Annotated in this window: 13 protein-coding genes; 4 read left to right on the forward strand and 9 right to left on the reverse strand. The window is 64.7% G+C overall.

The genetic code is table 11. The annotated features are described in order from the left end of the window. Positions 1-51: 51 nt before the first annotated feature. From J2X56_RS20445 to J2X56_RS20455, 3 genes are all read right to left on the reverse strand, one after another. Positions 52-1935 (reverse strand): AI-2E family transporter, encoded by a 1884-nt coding sequence (locus tag J2X56_RS20445; RefSeq protein WP_121042858.1) that lies wholly within the window; start codon positions 1933-1935, stop codon positions 52-54. A gap of 145 nt (positions 1936-2080) precedes the next feature. Continuing rightward, positions 2081-2473 (reverse strand): VOC family protein, encoded by a 393-nt coding sequence (locus J2X56_RS20450; RefSeq protein WP_310162158.1) that lies wholly within the window; start codon positions 2471-2473, stop codon positions 2081-2083. 22 nt (positions 2474-2495) lie between these two features. After that, complete coding sequence (locus J2X56_RS20455) at positions 2496-3452, reverse strand: LysR family transcriptional regulator (protein WP_134135565.1); 957 nt, start codon at positions 3450-3452, stop codon at positions 2496-2498. Positions 3453-3581: 129 nt separating this feature from the next. Between J2X56_RS20455 and J2X56_RS20460 the strand changes: the two genes are divergently transcribed. Together J2X56_RS20460 and J2X56_RS20465 are read left to right on the forward strand one after the other, a co-directional pair. Beyond that, positions 3582-5036 carry an MFS transporter gene (locus J2X56_RS20460; RefSeq protein ID WP_310162163.1) on the forward strand — a complete coding sequence of 485 codons (1455 nt, stop codon included), beginning with the start codon at positions 3582-3584 and terminating at the stop codon, positions 5034-5036. A 327-nt stretch (positions 5037-5363) separates the two neighbouring features. After that, positions 5364-7010 (forward strand): methyl-accepting chemotaxis protein, encoded by a 1647-nt coding sequence (locus J2X56_RS20465; protein WP_209579987.1) that lies wholly within the window; start codon positions 5364-5366, stop codon positions 7008-7010. A gap of 51 nt (positions 7011-7061) precedes the next feature. Here the strand turns inward: J2X56_RS20465 and J2X56_RS20470 are convergent, their stop codons facing one another. After that, on the reverse strand, positions 7062-8405 hold the full coding sequence (locus tag J2X56_RS20470) for a nitrate/sulfonate/bicarbonate ABC transporter ATP-binding protein (RefSeq protein ID WP_121042868.1): 1344 nt from the start codon (positions 8403-8405) through the stop codon (positions 7062-7064). A gap of 14 nt (positions 8406-8419) precedes the next feature. After that, positions 8420-10165, reverse strand: a complete 1746-nt coding sequence (locus J2X56_RS20475) for an ABC transporter permease subunit (protein WP_039789481.1) — start codon at positions 10163-10165, stop codon at positions 8420-8422. 312 nt (positions 10166-10477) lie between these two features. Here J2X56_RS20475 and J2X56_RS20480 point away from each other — a divergent pair, with 312 nt between their 5' ends. Together J2X56_RS20480 and J2X56_RS20485 are read left to right on the forward strand one after the other, a co-directional pair. Continuing rightward, a complete protein-coding gene (locus tag J2X56_RS20480; RefSeq protein ID WP_204726104.1) occupies positions 10478-10729 on the forward strand; it encodes an AbrB/MazE/SpoVT family DNA-binding domain-containing protein in 252 nt (83 codons plus the stop codon). Continuing rightward, positions 10723-11073 carry a type II toxin-antitoxin system ChpB family toxin gene (locus J2X56_RS20485; protein ID WP_204726103.1) on the forward strand — a complete coding sequence of 117 codons (351 nt, stop codon included), beginning with the start codon at positions 10723-10725 and terminating at the stop codon, positions 11071-11073. The genes J2X56_RS20480 and J2X56_RS20485 overlap by 7 nt, the downstream gene beginning before the upstream one ends. Positions 11074-11150: 77 nt before the next feature. Here J2X56_RS20485 and J2X56_RS20490 read toward each other — a convergent pair whose 3' ends face one another. The 4 genes from J2X56_RS20490 to J2X56_RS20505 all read right to left on the reverse strand — a co-directional run bounded on the left by J2X56_RS20490 (position 11151) and on the right by J2X56_RS20505 (position 15596). Next, a complete protein-coding gene (locus J2X56_RS20490) occupies positions 11151-12500 on the reverse strand; it encodes an MFS transporter (RefSeq protein ID WP_204726102.1) in 1350 nt (449 codons plus the stop codon). Positions 12501-12567: 67 nt separating this feature from the next. Beyond that, the gene (locus tag J2X56_RS20495) at positions 12568-12795 is read right to left on the reverse strand and encodes a DUF2783 domain-containing protein (protein ID WP_121042872.1); all 228 of its coding nucleotides are present in this window, start codon (positions 12793-12795) and stop codon (positions 12568-12570) included. A gap of 43 nt (positions 12796-12838) precedes the next feature. Next, positions 12839-14584 (reverse strand): FAD-dependent oxidoreductase, encoded by a 1746-nt coding sequence (locus tag J2X56_RS20500; RefSeq protein WP_310162173.1) that lies wholly within the window; start codon positions 14582-14584, stop codon positions 12839-12841. Positions 14585-14636: 52 nt separating this feature from the next. Next, complete coding sequence (locus tag J2X56_RS20505) at positions 14637-15596, reverse strand: MBL fold metallo-hydrolase (RefSeq protein WP_134135777.1); 960 nt, start codon at positions 15594-15596, stop codon at positions 14637-14639. Between the last annotated feature and the right edge of the window lie 229 nt (positions 15597-15825).

Below are 15825 nucleotides of genomic sequence, written 5' to 3' on the forward strand. Positions count from 1 at the left end.
CGGTGCGAGCCGGGCGGTTTTTTTTCTCCTGCGCATTGAGGTTGCGCGGGCTTACGCCTTGATCGCCGGCCGCATATGCGTAGACGCAAACGCCAGCCCTTCTTCGAAGGACGACAGCACCATGTCCACCTGTTCTTTCACGGTCGTGGCCTCTACCTCTTCATTGAAGAATGAGGGGCGGATGGTGACCAGCAGCGCATGCGGCAGGTTCTCGCGCAGGTCATGCACCACCGCCATCCACGCCTCCAGCTTCTCGCGCACCGGATAGACCAGGAATACGATGGATACCAGTTCCGCCTTGCTGGTATCTGGCTGTTCTTCCTCCGGCTGGTCCAGCGTGATGCTGCGGGCATCGATGCCGGTCACGCGCAGTGCATGCACCAGCAGTTCGGAGAGCAGGTCATCGCGCTCCCCGCGCAAGCCGCCGCACAGCACCACCGAACCCTGCGGTACATCCAGCGACCCCTGCCAGCGGCCCAGCCGCGCCTGACGCAGTTCGCGCAGGTGCGCGCCCACGCCGCTGTTGAGCAGCGGCACTTCGCGCCGGCGACGCAGGCTGCGTGGCGCCCCCGGGCTCTGCGTGAGCACTTCGGTGAGTTGCGACACCGAATGCAGCAGCCGTTCTTGCTGCGCACCCTCGATGCGGCCATGGCGCAGGTCCAATGCCGCCAAGGCCAGGCCCGGCAGCAGGATCTGGTCGCAATACTTGGCGAAGCTCTGCTTCTGAAGATGGCCGCGTGCATCACGGATGATGGCCTCGGATTCACCGGCCAGGGCGCGCTGGTAGAAGCGCTCCGCGTGAGTCATGTCGGGCGCTTCGCCCAGCAGGATGGTGATCGGTTCGAGTGCGGCCACGTGGCGTCCGGCCACCACCAGGCACAGCGTCAACGGGGTGGAAAGCAGCAAGCCGATGGGGCCCCACAGCGTGCCCCAGAACAGCGCCGAGACGATCACCGCCAGCGGAGAGAGACCGGAGCTGTGACCATACACGCGCGGCTCGATGAAGTTGGCCACGATCACTTCCAGCCCCACGTAGAAGGCCAGGAAGGACAGCGCCAGCCACCAGCCCGGATCAATGGCGGCGATGAAGACCGAAATCATCAGTCCGGACGCCAGCGCGCCCAGGTAAGGAACGAAACGCAGCACCCCGGCCAGCGCCCCCCACAGCACCGCATGCGGCACGCCGCCGGCGGCCAGCACCGCGCCCATGATGAGTCCGAACACCAGGTTGACCACGAACTGCGAAAAGAAGAAACGCGACACGCCCTCGGCGGCATCGCCCAGCGCCTGCATGGTGCGGCTCATCTCGGTCAGCCCGGCCAGGCGGATCAGGCGTTCGCGCAGGGACTCCTGTTCCAGCAGGATGAATACCAGCAGCACCAGCACGATGCCGGCCTGGCCGATCGGCCCCCAGGCCAGCGCAAACAGCCGCCGCAAGGCACCGCGCACCGACATGCGGGTATCGGCTTCGGGCGTGGCCGCCGCTGCAGCGGCGGCGGCTGCGGTCCGGCTGTTTTTCTTGCCGCTGCGCGCACTCTCCGGAACCGGCTGCGGGATTACCGCGCTCAGTTCGGCTTCCAGCCTGGCGAAGGGGCGCTCGGCCATGGCGCGCACGCTTTCCACCTTGTCCTGGATACCTTCGCGATATTGCGGCAGGTCGCTGGTCACGCTCACCAGCTGGAAGGTCAGCACCACCGCCAGTGCCACCAGGCAGCCACCGACCAGCAGCACCGAGACCATGGCCGCCGCCGCCCGGTTCAGGCCCAGGGCATCGAGTTTCCTCACCAGCGGCAGGATGATCAGGCTGGCGATGCCGGCTACGGCCAGCGGAGCCAGGATGTCGCGGCCGAAGTAGAGCATGCCCAGCACCACGGCAGCCCCCAGCAGGGTAGTGGAGCTCAGGCGCGAGAAGGCGGAAGTCTTGAGGTTTTGCATGGCGTGGATGTGGGCAGGAAGGCAGGCCGGTCAGGAATGCAGCGCGAGTATAGCCGTTGCCCTTGCGCTGCGCGCATGGCGGCTTGACGTTTTCTGCACCATGCCGCGCAAGCTCAGCTGTGGCGCGGCTTGCGGACGGGCCAGTTCAGCGGATCACTTCATACAGTTCCAGTGGCAGCCCATCCGGATCGGCGAAGAAGGTGAAGCGCCGGCCCGTGTATTCATCCACGCGGATGTCTTCCACCACCACGCCACTGGCCTCCAGCTCAGCCTTGCTGGCAGCCACGTCGGCCACGGCAAAGGAGAGATGGCGCAGACCGCAGGCCTCGGGGCGCGAAGGACGGGCCGGTGGTGCAGGGAAGGAGAACAGCTCGATCTGGCTGCCATCGGGCAGGCCCAGGTCCAGCTTCCAGGAATCGCGCGCCTGGCGGTAATGTTCGGCGATCACGCGCAGACCCAGCAGGTCCACATAGAAGGCCTTGGAGACGGCATAGTCGGAACAGATGACGGCCACATGATGAATGCCTTGCAGTTGCATGGAATGCTTTCAGGAAAAGGGTTCAGCCGGGACGGCCTTTGGCACCCGCACCGTGCTGCGCCAGCCCGGCACAGACCGCGCGCACCTTGTCGCGCAGCCAGCGATGTGCCGGGTCCAGCTCCACGCGCGGATGCCACATCAGCGAGACGATGATGGGAGCGGTCGCGATCGGCAATTCGAACAGATGGATGCCGGACGCGCTGCCATCCTTGCGCGGTGCGCCGGCCGTGGTCAGGAAGGAGCGGGGCACCATGGCCACCAGGTCGGAGTTGCGCACCACCGACAGCGCACCGGGAAAGCTCGGCACCACCGCCACCACCTTGCGCACCAGACCGCGCTCGGCCAGCGCGGCATCGAGCGGACTGGCGCGGTCGCCGCGCGGCGAAGCGCTCACGTGTTCATAGGCGCAATAGCGCTCGGCACTCACGCGCCGCAGGGCCGCCAGCGGATGCCCCACCCGGACTGCGCCCACGAAGCGGTCACGGAACAGGGTCTGCAGGCGCACCTCCGGTCCCATCTCGCTGGCCACGCCGATTTCGAGATCGGCACTGCCTTCACGCAGGGGCAGCGGACTGCGCTCCACCTTGGGCGCGAAGCGCAGGCGCACCAGCGGCGCTTCGCGGGTGACGGCACGGATGAGCGCGGCACCACAGGCTTCGATGAAGCCCTCGTTGGCGCGGATGGTGAAGTCGCGCTCCAGCCGCGCCACATCCAGTTCCGGTACCGACGGACGCAACACCGAGCGCGCTTCATGGACCACGTTGCGCACACGCTCCTGCAGCGCTTCCGCGCAGGGTGTCAGGACCATCTGCCGCCCGGCCCGCACCAGCAACTGGTCGCCGGTCGCCTGGCGCAGGCGCGTCAGGGTGCGGCTCATGGCCGAGGCGCTCAGGCCCAGGCGGCGCGCTGCCCCGGCCACGCTGGCTTCGGCGATGAGGGCATCCAGGGCGATCAGGAGGTTGAGGTCGGTATCGGGCATGGGGGCATCCTAGCATGCGAGGGCTGACATGGCGTCCCGTGCAATGATCCAATGCAAGCCATGCGTCTTCCGCCTTGTCTCGCGGCTGGCTATATTGAAGACCTGATTCGATCTTCCCAAGCGATCCCCATGTCACTCTTTACCGACCTGCCCGGCGACGAAGGCCTGCCGGGCGTGCAGCGCCGCCGCGCCATGCTGGCTGTTATGATGGCCACCACCATGGCCGTGTTCGACGGCACCATCATCAACGTCGCCCTGCCGCAGATCAGCCTGGCCCTGCAGACTTCGGCGGCGGCTTCCGTGTGGGTGGCCAACGCCTACCTGCTGGCCACCGCGATGACGCTGGCCGCGTTTGCGGCCCTGTCCTCACGGCTGGGCTTTCGTACCCAGTTCACGGCCGGGCTCGCCGTGTTTACGCTGGCGTCGCTGGGCTGCGCCCTGTCGCGCTCAGTGGATCTGCTCATCGCCATGCGCGTGCTACAAGGGCTGGGCGGCGCGGCCATGCTGAGCATCGCGCCGGCCATCCATCGCACCGTCTTTCCCAACCGCCTGCTGGGCCGCATCCTTGGCTTGAATGCCGTGCTGGTGGCCGCCAGCACCGCCGTCGGTCCGGTACTGGGCGGCACCTTGCTGGCCGCGCTGGGCTGGGAGTGGATCTTCCTCATCAACGTGCCGCTGGGCATCGTCGCCGTGCTGCTGTCCTGGAGTGCCATTCCGGAAACACGCAAACCGGCCCAGTCACCCTTCGACGTGGCCGGTGCGCTGTGGTCGGCGCTGGCCATGGGTGCCATCATCATGGCCGCCGATACCTGTGCGCGCTTTGCCGAACCGGGGCAGGGCACGCATGCCATGCTGGAGGCGGCAGCCTACGCGCTGGTGGCGCTGCTGGCCGGAGCCGCGTTCGTGCGCGGGCAGCGCCGTGTGCCGGAGCCCCTGTTGCCGCTGGACATCTTTGCCAATGCGCGTTTCTCGCTGGCCGCACTGACCTCGCTGGCGTCCTTCGTGGGGCAGGGCATCGCCTTCGTGGCCTTGCCCTTCCTGTTCCAGAACGGCTATGGCTATACCGCGTTTGAATCGGCGGCGCTGTTCACACCCTGGCCGCTGGGCATCGTGCTGGTGGCGCCGCATGCGGGCAAACTGGCGGACCGTCATTCACCCGCGCTGCTGTCGAGCCTGGGCCTGGCGCTCTTTACGGTCGGCCTGGCTTTGCTGGCGCTGCTGCCCGATCATGCCCAGGCCTGGGACATCGGCTGGCGCGCGCTGGTGTGCGGCATGGGCTTCGGTTTCTTCCAGAGTCCCAACAATCGCGAGATGTTGTCCAACGTTGCCCGCGAACGCAGCGGCAATGCCTCCGGCGTGCTGGCCATCATGCGCACCTTCGGCCAGTGCCTGGGCGCTGCCTTGCTGGGCACGGTCCTGGCGATTTACACCGCCGGTGCCGTCGCGCAAGGGGAAGTGCGCATGAGTGCGGCGCAGGATGGCGAGGCGATTCGTCTCGCACTGTGGATCGCGGTATTGGCCACGGCGCTGGCGACTGCGGTCAGCGCCAGCCGTCTTCGTCGCAAGGCGCAATCGCCCGCCTGATCTGGCCTGGCGGGCCATGGTGCAGAAAACGTCAACGCTCGCCGAGCTCATCAGTGACTGAAATGTACCTAAATTGGTAACTTTTTAGTGAGCCGATAAATCCTCGCTGATTCTCGCTTTGTCACGGCAGGCAGGAGCATAGACTGGTTCTGCTTGCCGGCGGACTGACTGCATCAGGGCGAACCACAATCACAACAGCGTCCCGCTTCATCCCTCCTCGCCCACTCAAGCGTTCAGGTCCCGCAGTCCTTCCCGGGCAAGCTCCGTCAAACTCTCTCCGGCCTCACCTTCCATCGGCCGGGGGATACCGCAAAAGGGGGCAATACCATGGGCAAGTTGAAAGTCGTGACCAGGCTGGCGTTGGGCTTCGGCCTGATTCTCGTGTTTCTGCTGGGCATCTCCGTACTCGGCGTGGTGGGCATGTCGCGCATCAACGATGCGCTCACCGACATTACCGCCATCAACAATGCGGAAACCAAACTGGTCACTGTCTTGCGCAATGCATTGAGCCAGCGCGCCATCGCGATTCGCAATATTGCCTTGCTGGAAGATCAGGAAAGCATGCGCGTGGAGTCGCAGACATTGGCGCGGCAGGAAAAGATTTACGCCGATGCCTTGCTTGCGCTCGACAAGATGTTCAGCACGGAAGCCGCTACCACCGAGCGCGAGAAGCAGCTGCTGTCGAAGATCAAGGCCGATGAAGCCGCCACCGTGCCGCTGATGGCCAAGGCGCTGCAACTGGGTCTGGACAACAAGCCGGCCGATGCCGTGAAGGTGCTCATCACCGAAGTGCGGCCCAAGCAACTGGCCTGGATCAATTCGCTTACCGAGCTGGCCGATTTTGAAGACCAGCTCAATGAGGAAGCTGCCGCCGATGCACGTACTACCTACGCCTGGCTGCGCACGGTGATGCTGACCGCCGTCGCGCTGGCGCTGCTGGTGGGTATTGCCGCCTCGGCTCTGATTGCGCGCAGCATCCTGCGCCAGCTGGGAGCCGAGCCGTCGGAGGCGCAGGCCATCGCGCGCGAGATTGCCTCGGGCGATCTCACCGCCACGGTGCGCCTGCGGGACGGCGACGGCTCCAGCCTGATGGCTTCCATCGAGCAGATGCGTTACCAGTTGAACGTGATCGCACACGGCATCAAGTCGGCGGCCGAGACCATTTCGGTGGCCAGCGGCCAGATCGCACAGGGCAACTTCGACCTCTCGCAACGTACCGAAGAACAAGCCGCCTCGCTGGAAGAAACCGCCGCCAGCATGGAAGAGCTGACCACCACCGTGCGCCAGAACACCAGCCACGCCGCCGAGGCGCTGCGCCTGTCGGGTGGTGCGGCCGAGACGGCAGCCACCGGCAGCGAAGCCTTCGATCGCGTGGTCTCGACCATGGACAAGATCTCGGCCAGCTCGGGCAAGATGGCCGACATCATCGGCGTGATTGAAGGCATCGCCTTCCAGACCAATATCCTCGCCCTCAACGCAGCGGTGGAAGCGGCCCGTGCCGGTGAGCAGGGGCGCGGCTTTGCGGTGGTCGCCTCGGAAGTGCGCTCGCTGGCGCAGCGCAGTGCGGTGGCGTCCAAGGAGATCAAGGACCTGATCGGGGAATCGATGGCGCATGTTGGCGCTGGCTCGCAACTGGTGGCCAGCGCCGGTCAGCAGATGAGCGGCATCGTGGCCTCGGTGCAGCGCTTCGGCGAGATCATGAACGAGATCGCCACCGCGACCCAGGAACAGGGCAGCGGCATCGAGCAGATCAACACGGCCATCGTGCAGATGGATCAGGTGACCCAGCAGAATGCGGCACTGGTGGAAGAAGCCAGTGCGGCAGCGCAGTCACTGTCGCAACAGGCCAGTGGCTTGCTGAAGGTGGTGTCGATCTTCAAGATCCGCCAGGATGCCTCGACCATGCCCGGCAGTGGCCATGCATCGCCTGCTGCACCGGGCTTGCAGGGCGCGCCGCTGGCGGCCCTGCACTGAGACTGGCTGCGCGAAGCAGCTGCAGGCCGGCGCTTGCCGGCCCAGCGAGCCTCAGCCCTGGCCGCCGTCTTCCTCGTCTTCGTCCTTGGGGACGAAGACCATGCCGGTCTTGGCGTTGTAATCCATGAGACCGGCATAGCGGCCCCAGGCGATCATGGTCTCGAAAGTCTTTTCGGGATTGTCGTAGGGCAGGGCGCTGCCGATGTCCTTCAAGACGCGCTCGGCCTCGATTTCTTCCGCTTCGCCCAGCACCGCCAGGATGATGTGGAACAGGCGCAGCTTGTAGACCTGCTCGGCGAAGATGGCGCGCTGTCCCTTGCGGTCGGCGGCCACGAAGCGGCGGCCGAGGTCGGTCAGGTAGACCTCCTGCTTGGGCGTATCCACCAGTTCCAGGATTTCGGCGGCCTTCACGGTGCCGATGGTCTCGCCGAACTCCTTGCCGATCTCGTCCGAGATGTCGTAGATGTTGTTCAGTTCCGGCTCGTCGTGCAGCAGGCTCATCAGGCCCAGGATCTGGCCCACCGGGATCAGCGGGATGGATTCCATGCGCTTGCGTCCGCGCGAGATCGGTTCGCCCGGCACGTGTACTTCCGGCGGCAGGTCGGGCAGGGAGAGCGTGGTGATGGCTTCGTGGATGATGTTGACCAGGCGCTGGAATTCCGGGCTCTTGGAGTCGCGCGGATAGGGCAGCGGATTCTCCAGCACCAGGCCCAGGCGGCCCGGACGCGGGAACACCACCACGATGCGGGTGGCCATTTCCACCGCTTCCTCGATGTTGTGGGTGACCATGAAGATGGAGGTCAGGCCGCTGTCCGGGGCACGCCACAGGCTGATCAATTCCTGGCGCAGGTTCTCTGCGGTCAGCACGTCCAGCGCGCTGAAGGCTTCGTCCAGGCACAGCAGTTTGGGCTTGGACACCAGCGCGCGCGCAATGCCCACGCGCTGGCGCATGCCGCCCGAGAGCTCACGCGGATAGGCGCTGTGGTAGTTGCCCAGGCCGATCAGTTCGATGGCGCGGTCCACTGCCGCATCACGTTCCTCGCGGGTCGGGTTGTGCGACATCAGGCCCACGGCCACGTTCTGTTCCACCGTCAGCCACGGGTAGAGCGCGAAGGTCTGGAACACCACCGAGGCATCGCGATTGACGCCATAGAGCGGCTTGCCGGCGGCCATGGTGTGGCCCGAGCTGGGTTCGACCAGGCCGGTCAGGCAGCGCAGGATGGTGGACTTGCCCGAGCCGGACTGGCCCAGCAGGGCCAGCAGTTCGCCCTCGTGCACGGCCAGGTCGATGTTGTCCAGCACCTTGAGCTCGTGGCCGCCGGCGGTGTTGTAGGATTTGCTGACGGCGCACAGTTCAGCGACGGCGGGACGTTGTTGCGGAGAAGTCATGGTCATGGCGTGGCTCAAGGTCAATCGAGGCGGAAACGGCGTTCGGCGAAGGCATACAGGCGACGCCAGACAAACTTGTTCATCAACACGACGAACATCGACATCACGCCGATGCTGGCGATGATGAGGGGCGTGTCACCGGATTTGGTGACTGCCGAAATATAAGCACCCAGGCCATCGGCCTTGAGCGAGACATCGCCCCAGCTGGCCAGCTCGGCCACGATGGAGGCATTCCATGCGCCACCGGCGGCGGTACAGGCACCGGTCACCCAGAACGGGAAGATGGCCGGCAGGATCAGGGTCTTCCACAAATTCCAGCGCGACAGGCCATACATGCGGGCGGCTTCCTTCAGGTCATTGGGAATGGCCATGGCACCGGCGATGACGTTGAAGAGGATGTACCACTGCGTGCCCATGGCGATCAACAGGATGCTGCCCCAGTTCATGCTGACGTTGGCGGCCACGAACCAGCCCACCACCAGCGGGAAGGTCATGTTGACCGGGAAGGACGCGCCGATCTGCGCCAGCGGCTGGGCGAAGCGGGCGATGTGCGGCTTGGAGCCGATCCACACGCCCACCGGGGTCCAGATCAGGGTGGCAATCACGGTCATGGCCAGCACCCGCAGCATGGTCAGGAAACCCAGCCAGACGATGTGGCCGAACAGGCTCCAGCTCATGGCCCCGTGCAAGGCATCGATGGCGGCCACCAGTCCGCGCAGGGCTTCGAAGATCAGCAGGCCGCAGATCGCGCCGGTGATGACGCGCTTGGTCCAGCGCTCACGGGTGATGCGGGCCGGCGTGGGCGCGGCCGAGGTGGCCGGACGACGGCGCGCCAGCCAGTCGCCCAGCGGCAGCCACAGTTTTTCATCAAGCCAGGTAAAGACGTAGGAGCCGCGCAGCAGGTCATACACCCACGAGGTCGGCGGCGAGGTCGATTCGGTCAGTTCGATCTTGAACTTGTCGGCCCAGGCCAGCAGCGGCCGCCAGACCAGCTGGTCGCTCACCAGGATCAGCGCCAGCATGGCGATGACCGCCCACAGTGCCGCCGTATGGTCGCCCTGGTCGATGGCCTGTGCCATGTAGGAACCGAGGCCGGGCAGCTTCAGGTCCTTGTTCATGACGCTGATGGCTTCGCTCTGCGCGACGAAGAACCAGCCGCCGCCGAAGGACATCATCGAGTTCCAGATCAGGCTGTGCGCCGAAGCCGGCAGCTCGACCGTGCGGAAGCGTTGCCACGCGGTGAGGCGGTAGGTGGAAGCGGCTTCCTGCATGTCGGTCGGGATGGTGACCATGGAGTGATAGAAGCCGAAGGCCATGTTCCACACCTGGCCGGTGAAGATGGCGAAGATGGCCGCGCATTCCACGCCCATCAGGCTGCCCGGGAACAGTGCCATGAAGCCGGCCACGGTGGCCGAGAGGAAGCCCAGCACCGGCACCGATTGCAGGATGTCCAGCGCCGGCAGGATCAGGGCACGCGCGCGGCGGCTCTTGGCGGCCAGGTAGCCGGTGCCGATGGCGAAGAATAACGAAAACGCGAAGGCGATCCACATGCGCAGCAGCGTGCGGCCGGCGTAATAGGGGATCATGGCGGGCGAGCTGTCGACTTCGAGCTGGTCGGACGGATCGAAGTGCACCAGCATGCCCTTGCCGAAGTGCAGGGCGCTCCACAGCAGGCCGAACAGCACCGCCAGCACCAGCGCATCGATCCAGCCGAAGCCAGGCTTGACTTCTTCATAGGCCGTCAGTTGCGGCGAGGTGGTCTTCATTGTCATGGCGGCGAGGCTGGATGGCGGTGTTGGCGGTAAGTGCGGTTGTGGCGGTGTTGGCTTGGCAAGGCATGGTCAGGCGCGCCGAGACCGGTCGTGCACGATCCATTCATGACCGATCCGTCAGCCCCCGGGACCGGCGCGTCACTGTATCAAGGAATTCTGACAGTTTCTTGACCAGCATGTCATCGAGGTCCGGATTCGTGTAAAGAACCACGATCAGGTTGTTGCAAAGTAGATACTTTGTATATACGTGGTCATTGACTTGAAATGGGAGGTTTATACAATGTATCTACATCATGGAGAGAAATTATGGAACTATCGATTCAGAAATGGGGCAACAGCGCCGCTGTTCGGCTGTCGACTGAATTCCTGAGCCTGCTGAACGTAAAGCTCGGTGACAAGCTGACCGTTGATATCCGTCCAGAGGGTGCGTTGCTCAAGCCCAAGCGGCACGTCTATGCGCTGGAAGAGCTCGTAGCTCAATGCGATCTGGATGCGGCCGAACCCGAAGACATGGGCGCTTGGCGCAAGTTGAAGCCAGTGGGACGGGAAAAATGGTAAGGCGCGTCAAGTTTGACCGCGGCGATATCGTGGTCGTCAACCTTGAGCCGACTGAGGGGAGGGAGCAGAGAGGTGAGCATCGACCGGCTCTGGTGTTGTCGACCTCAGTATTCAACGTCATGGGAACGGCACTGATTGCTCCGATTACTCAGGGAGGAGATTTTGCGCGTCACGCTGGTTTTGCCGTCACCTTGAGCGGAGCAGCGACCAGGACTCAGGGCGCTGCGCTGGTCAACCAGATTCGCATGCTGGATCTGGAGGCGCGTGGCGCAAAGAAAGTGGAAACCGCTCCAGATTTCGTCATCGACGATGCGCTGGCACGGCTGCAGGCAATACTTGACTGAGGTGGAAGCGGTTCTTGCTTTTGCTTGAGCCGCTTCCATCTTCAGTTCCATGCCGCTGGCTGTAGGTACCGTTGAATTCAGTGTTTATCAGATTTTCGCGGGATCATCGTCCACATCGTCAAGCCGCTGAGCAACAGCAATCCCGCCAGGATATACAGCGCGATATCGATATTGCCGGTCCGCGTCTTGACCAGGCCGATCAGCCAGGGACTGACGATGCCGCTGGTGATGCCCACGCTGGAGATGAAGGCGATCCCGGGCGCGATGGTCTGGGACGGCAGCAGGCCCGGCGGCAGCGACCAGAAGATCGGCAGGGCCGCAAAGATCAGCACCGCCGCCACCGACAGCAGCCCCAGCGACACCGCAAAGCTCGACGGATGCAGCGTCAGCGCCGCCAGTGCCAGCGCACCGCCGGTGGTACATACCAGGAAGTGGCCGTGACGTTCATTGCGGCGATCCGAGCGGCGCGCGATAAGGATCAGGCCGATGGCGCCGATGGCGTTGGGGATCACGGTGTAGAGCGAGACCTGCACCACATCCTTGATGCCGAAGTCGCGGATCATCAGCGGCATCCAGAAGTTCAGCGTGAGCGAGCCGCAGGTCAGCGCAAAGTAGATGAAGGCGAACAGGTAGGTCGGCCGATGCGACAGCGCCTGCTTGAGCGCCGTCAGCGAGTGGGCGCTCACGTGATGCGTGCGCAGTGCTTCCTGGCTCTGGCGGTTCTGCAGGAAGCTGCGTTCTTCCGGCGTGAGCCAGGTGGCCTGCGCCGGTCCGTCGGCCAGCAGGAAGATCACCAGCACCCCCAGTACCACCGCCGGTGCGCCCTCGATGGCAAACATCCACTGCCAGCCATAGAGGCCCATCACGCCCGCCATGTCACGCATGATCCAGCCCGAGACCAGTCCGCCCAACACGCCCGCTACCGCCACCCCGGCAAAGAAGATCGCCATCACCGCCGCGCGGCGGCGTGCCGGGAACCAGTAGCTGAGATACAGCACGATGCCGGGAAAGAATCCTGCCTCGAATACGCCGAGCAGGAAGCGCAAGACATAGAAATGCGTCGCGTCGCTGACGGCCATCATGCCCACCGACGCCAGGCCCCACAGCACCATGATGCGCGAAAAGGTGCGGCGTGCGCCGAAGCGGGCCAGCAGCATGTTGCTGGGCACCTCGCACAGGACATAGCCGACATAGAAAACCGCCGCGCCGAGGCCATACATGGCGTCGCTGAAGCCAAGGTCCTGCTTCATCTGCAACTGGGCGAAGCCGATGTTGATGCGGTCCAGGAAGGACACCACATAGCAGATGAAAAGAAAGGGAATGATGCGCAGCCAGACCTTGCGATAGATCGCGTCTTCGGCCGCCACGCTCAGCTTGATTGCGGAAGGGGCGGCCAGCGTGCCGGCACCCGGGGATGGGGTCATCATGAAAGTCTCCGTTGAACAGGCACCTGTGGCGGTGCTCTTGTGGATGTCGATGAAAGAGGTGGGTCGCTCAGGCTGCTTCGGCCAGCGCAGCCGATGCTGCCGGGTCCACCCCGGCACGCGCGCGCTGCATGGCTTCGATCAGCACCTCGTGGCCGCCGATGTGATTGGCCAGCAGCAGGATCAGGCGGGCATTGACGTCCTGGCTGGTGGCGTCGTCCAGGCCGCGATGCATCTCGATCAGGGCTTCATAGAAGTCGTCCGGACGCGTCAGGTTGGGGGCGGTATTGAGGCTCATGCTCGTCTCCTTGTTGAAAGTGTTGTCAGGTCATGCAAAGGGATCAGGCCGCGTCCAGCACCGTGGCCGGCTGCGCAGCGGGCACGCGGCCGGTGGCGCGCTGCAGGGCCTGCGCCAGCGCCGCCGCATCGACCGTGCGCCAGCGTGCGCAGACGTGCTGGTCGGGGCGGATCAGGTAGCAGGTATGCGGCTGGCCGTCGTAGCGTTGCGCCACCAGGCCCTCGATGTCCTGTACCTGCACGGCACCGTCTCCCAGTGCCGAGAGCACGGTGTGGTCTTCCGCACTCGCTTGCGCGCCGCTGACGAACAGCAGGCGCAGCGGCAGGCTGCCTTCGGTCAGCCGCACCAGCGCCGGCAGCAGCGCGGCAGAGAGGGAGGCCGGCGGGGCAAAGATCATCGCCACGAACTGGTCGCCCAGATGCGGCAGCAGCCAGCCGGGTATGGTGTCGGTCAGCACCGGCGCATCGGTGCAAGGGGCGCCGGCTTGCATCGCGCCGTGGAAAGGCGCGCTGTCGGCGCTGCTCAGGGGCGAACCGTGCAGCGTGGCCGGCAACGAGAGACGTCCGCTGTTGACCAGCCTGCGCGCGAAGGCATGCTCGCGCGCCAGCGCCAGTACGGCATCGCGGAAGCAGCGGCTGACCGCACTCTTGGGCGTGATGAAGTCAGTGGAGCGGGTGGAGTTGAGCAGGTTTTCGTCGGCGGCGAATTCACGCTCGCTGGCATAGCTGTCCAGCAGGCTGTCGGGGGCCTTGCCCTGCAGGACGAAGGCCAGCTTCCAGGCCAGGTTCTCGGCATCCTGTATGCCGCTGTTGGCACCGCGCGCGCCGAACGGCGAGACGCAATGCGCGGCATCGCCCACGAACAGCACCCGGCCATGGCGGAAGCGGTCCATGCGCACGCAGGAGAAAGTGTAGACGCTCACCCATTCCAGGGTGAACTGAGCGTCCTTGCCCAGCAGCGCCTGCACGCGCGGGATCACGCGTTCGGGCGTTCTCTCCAGCACCGGATCGGCATCCCATCCGAGCTGGAAATCGATGCGCCAGACATCATCGGGCTGGCGATGCAGCAGTACCGACTGGTTGGGATGGAAGGGCGGATCGAACCAGAACCAGCGCTCGGCCGGGAAGGGGGCCGCCATCCTGACGTCGGCGATGAGGAAGCGGTCGCGGAAGGTATGGCCCACGCTCTCCAGCCCCATCATCTTGCGCAGCGGACTGCGCGAGCCATCGGCGGCCACCACGTAGCGCGCCTTGAGCAGATAGCTGCCTTCGGGAGTCTCCACCGTCAGCGCCTCGTGATCGGCATGTTGGGCAATGGCGCTGACCCGGCTCTTCCAGCGCAGCTCGATCAGGCTGTGCTGTCGCGCCTGCTCCAGCAGATAGCCTTCCACGTAGTACTGCTGCAGATTGATGAAGGCCGGGCGCGCATGGCCGCATTCGGGCAAGAGATCGAACTCGTAGATGGCCTCCTCGCGCAGGAAGACCTTGCCCCGGTTCCATCCCACCCCCTTGTCCACCATGCGCTGGCCGCAGCCGATGCGGTCGAAGATGTCCAGCGTACGCTTGGCAAAGCAGATCGCGCGCGAGCCGGTGGAGACGGTGTCGTCATCGTCCACCAGCACCACGCGGATACCTTGGCGGGCCAGGTCGATGGCGGTCACCAGCCCGACCGGACCGGCCCCGATCACCACCACCGGATGCAAGGCCGCATCGGCGGGACGGGTTTGTTCGAGGCAGGGCTGGTACATGAAACGTTGCTGCTGGTAATCGATGGCTGGGGTGGAATGCATGGTGTCTCCTCGCTGTCCTTTCTCTTCTGTGTTCTGGCGCGGGCAAATCGGGTCAGGCCTGCAGTGCGGCCCACATTTCCTTGTCGCGTTCGGCAGTCCAGATGCGCGGATGGCGGATGCCGGACGCCTCGTCATAGGCGCGCGTGACATCGAAGGGCAGGCAGTGCTCATAGATGAAGACTTGCCCGAATTTGGGATCCATCAGCTGGCGCGTGTGGGCCATGGCTTCCTTCAGGCCCATCTTCCCGGCCACCGCTTCGCGCCCGGCACGCAGCAGCGTGGACACGAAATCCTTGGTGTAGGCGATGCCCTGCGCCACCTGTTCGCGCCCTCGCAGCGCCGGTCCGCGTCCCGGCACCAGGGCTTCGGGTTGCAGCGCGGCCAGCGCATCGAGCGTGGCTGGCCAAGGTTCGAGCTGGGCGTCGCCGCAGTAGCAGGCGGCGTCGTATTCCACCAGGTCACCCGAGAACAGCACCTTCTGACCGGGGATCCACACCACCGTGTCGCCCTTGGTGTGGCCCGGCCCGAGATGGGCGATCTTCACTTCGAGGCTGCCCATGAAGATCGTCATTTCCTTCTCGAACACCATGGTCGGCCAGGTCAGGCCCGGCACCGTTTCTACACCCGCGAACAGGCGCGGGAAGCGTTCGATCTCGGACTTCATGTCGGCCTCGCCGCGCTCGACGATCATCTCGTAGGTGCCGCGGCTGGCGATGACCTGCTCGCCGCCCTCCTTGAAGTAGGCCGAGGCGCCCAGCACGCGCACGGCGTGGTAGTGCGTCAGCACCACGTACTTGATGGGCAGCTCGGTGATGCTGCGGATGCGTGCGATCAGATCCTGCGCCATGGCGGGGGTGGCGGTGGTGTCGATGACCATCACGCTGTCGTCGCCGATGATGACGCCGGAGTTGGGATCGCCCTCGGCGGTGTACGCGTAGGCGTTTTCCGAGATGCGTTCAAAGGTGATCTTCTTGGCGTCGAGATCCGCCTGGGATGCAAAAGCCTTGGCCATGTCTGCCTCGTTCAGTGTCGATGGGTTGGAGACGTGGCTGGACATGGCGTGCGCCATCAAGGGAGGTCTCCGTCCAACCCGTCATGGATCAATGCAGGTCAAATCTTGTTGTTGTTGCCTGTGGTGAGCAGGGTGATGGCATCTTAGTCAGCGCCATTTGATTAGTCAATGGCAAATGTGCTTGTTGAAGATTAATTGACGTTTTCTGCACCAAGGCTTGTTTGTGCTG

Source organism: Herbaspirillum sp. 1173 (genome assembly GCF_031455335.1).
GTDB lineage: Bacteria > Pseudomonadota > Gammaproteobacteria > Burkholderiales > Burkholderiaceae_D > Herbaspirillum > Herbaspirillum huttiense.